General features: G+C 26.0%; 2 protein-coding genes and 1 pseudogene. All 3 read right to left on the bottom strand.

What is annotated here, in order from left to right; genetic code table 11:
* Positions 1 to 198, bottom strand: a pseudogene (locus KA893_RS13835) (immunodominant staphylococcal antigen IsaB family protein); the annotation flags it as partial.
* A gap of 321 nt (positions 199 to 519) precedes the next feature.
* Entirely contained in the window at positions 520 to 1,134 is a 615-nt protein-coding gene (locus tag KA893_RS13830; protein WP_069821790.1) for a M15 family metallopeptidase, read from the bottom strand.
* A 4-nt stretch (positions 1,135 to 1,138) separates the two neighbouring features.
* Positions 1,139 to 1,633: tryptophan-rich sensory protein (locus tag KA893_RS13825; protein ID WP_210125946.1), on the bottom strand; the 495-nt coding region annotated here is incomplete at its 5' end.

The raw sequence follows: 1,633 nt of genomic DNA, 5'->3' as shown, positions 1-1,633 counted from the left end.
CATATCTTTTTGGTTCATATTACCATTCATATTGTCCATATTATGATTCATAGACATATCTTTTTGATTCATATTATTCATGTTGTTATTTATAGTATCGGCATGTGCTGTGTTATATCCACCTGATCCATTACTTGCTCCTAATAGTACACCTGTAGCTAATACTGATGATGAAAATACTAATAATTTGTTATTCATAAATCTTCGCCCCTTTTTAATATTTTTATAAATCATTCGCGTTGCCTGAATTTCGTTAAAGATTAAGCTCAAAACACAATTAGATTCTTTTAATCTTACAAAATACATTTAATATAGATTTGAACAAATCCCCCTTTTTGTTGCTACTCATTAAAACATACGTATTTTTTCATTGTTAAGTTCACTTTTAATAAAAAAAAATTAACTTTATACTTTTTAAGTCATCCTATCATTGATATAAAAATATACAGTGATACTTAAAATCTTTAATTTCACAAATACTGTTTTCAGGTCAACTTAAGTTCCCATATAAAAATTGCTTTAAACTAAATTAAAATATTCTTCAAATGTAAGATTTTCATTTACTATTTTCATGGCATCTTCTTTACCTACATATCTTAAATGCCAAGGTTCATACATAAATTTTGTAATGTCTTCTTTACCTTCAGGGTATCGGATAATAAACCCATAGAAATGTGCGTTATCATGAAGCCACTTGCTTTCTTTTGTAAATTGAAACTGTTCTTTTATTGACTCATCTAATCCGGGAGAGGCAACGTCAAAAGCTAAACCGGTTTGATGTTCAGAATATCCTGGCTCAGCGCTATAAGTTTTCGCTTTTTTCAAACCATCACGACGAACGTACATATTGAATAACCGTATTTGTTTTAAATATGATCGAAAACCACTAATAATAATTAGTTGAAACCCTTGTTTTCGTGCGTCTTTAATCATAAATTTCAAAGCGTTTTTTGCCTTTAATTTTGGAAAAGGTATATAAAATGGACAAACTTTATAATCTCTATTTACAATAATATGATTATTCACATAATATGCGCCATTCCTTTTCACAATAGTATTACATTTTTCTTTTTTCTTTTTTTTAAATGAATAGATTGTAGTAAAAATAGCTACAGCTAGAACGAATTTTTTCATATAATCACCCTTTATATAGTCTTTTATTTAATAACCAAAAATATATATTTAAATATATTTCATAGATAATCCAAGATAAATGTATTCCTAAAAGTAAACGGATAAAATTTTTCTTTTTGATGACTGACTTAATACTCACTATCATAACTAGAAATTGAACTATTTTTATTACAAGTGAAAGAAAAAAGGATTGATGTTTGAAAAAGATTAAATACCAAAAGCTCTGTGCTATTAATTGGGCATTATAAGCTAAAAAGAAATTTTTTTTATAGTATGAATGTGAAAGTGTAAGAGTAACACTCGAAATCATATTAACTATTATCCATATTAAAGGAAGAAACAGACTATTAATAATATATTTATTTTTTTCTAAACGTTCGTATTTTTCTTCGTTATTTTTTATAGAAAAATTAGAAATTTGGAATATAGCAAACAAAGGGTAGCAAAATTTTAATAATAATAATAGTATTTTCAAATAATGATAAAGTCCGTATAATTG

Origin of the sequence: Staphylococcus sp. GDY8P126P (genome assembly GCF_017891965.1) — a bacterium.
Taxonomy (GTDB): Bacteria; Bacillota; Bacilli; order Staphylococcales; family Staphylococcaceae; genus Staphylococcus; species Staphylococcus saprophyticus.
This window is presented reverse-complemented; position numbering and strand designations above follow the sequence as displayed.

Coding starts and splice junctions, on each gene's coding strand:
- KA893_RS13830 (WP_069821790.1), bottom strand. CDS start 1,134: ATGAAAAAATTCGTTCTAGCTGTAGCTATTTTTACTACAATCTATTCA.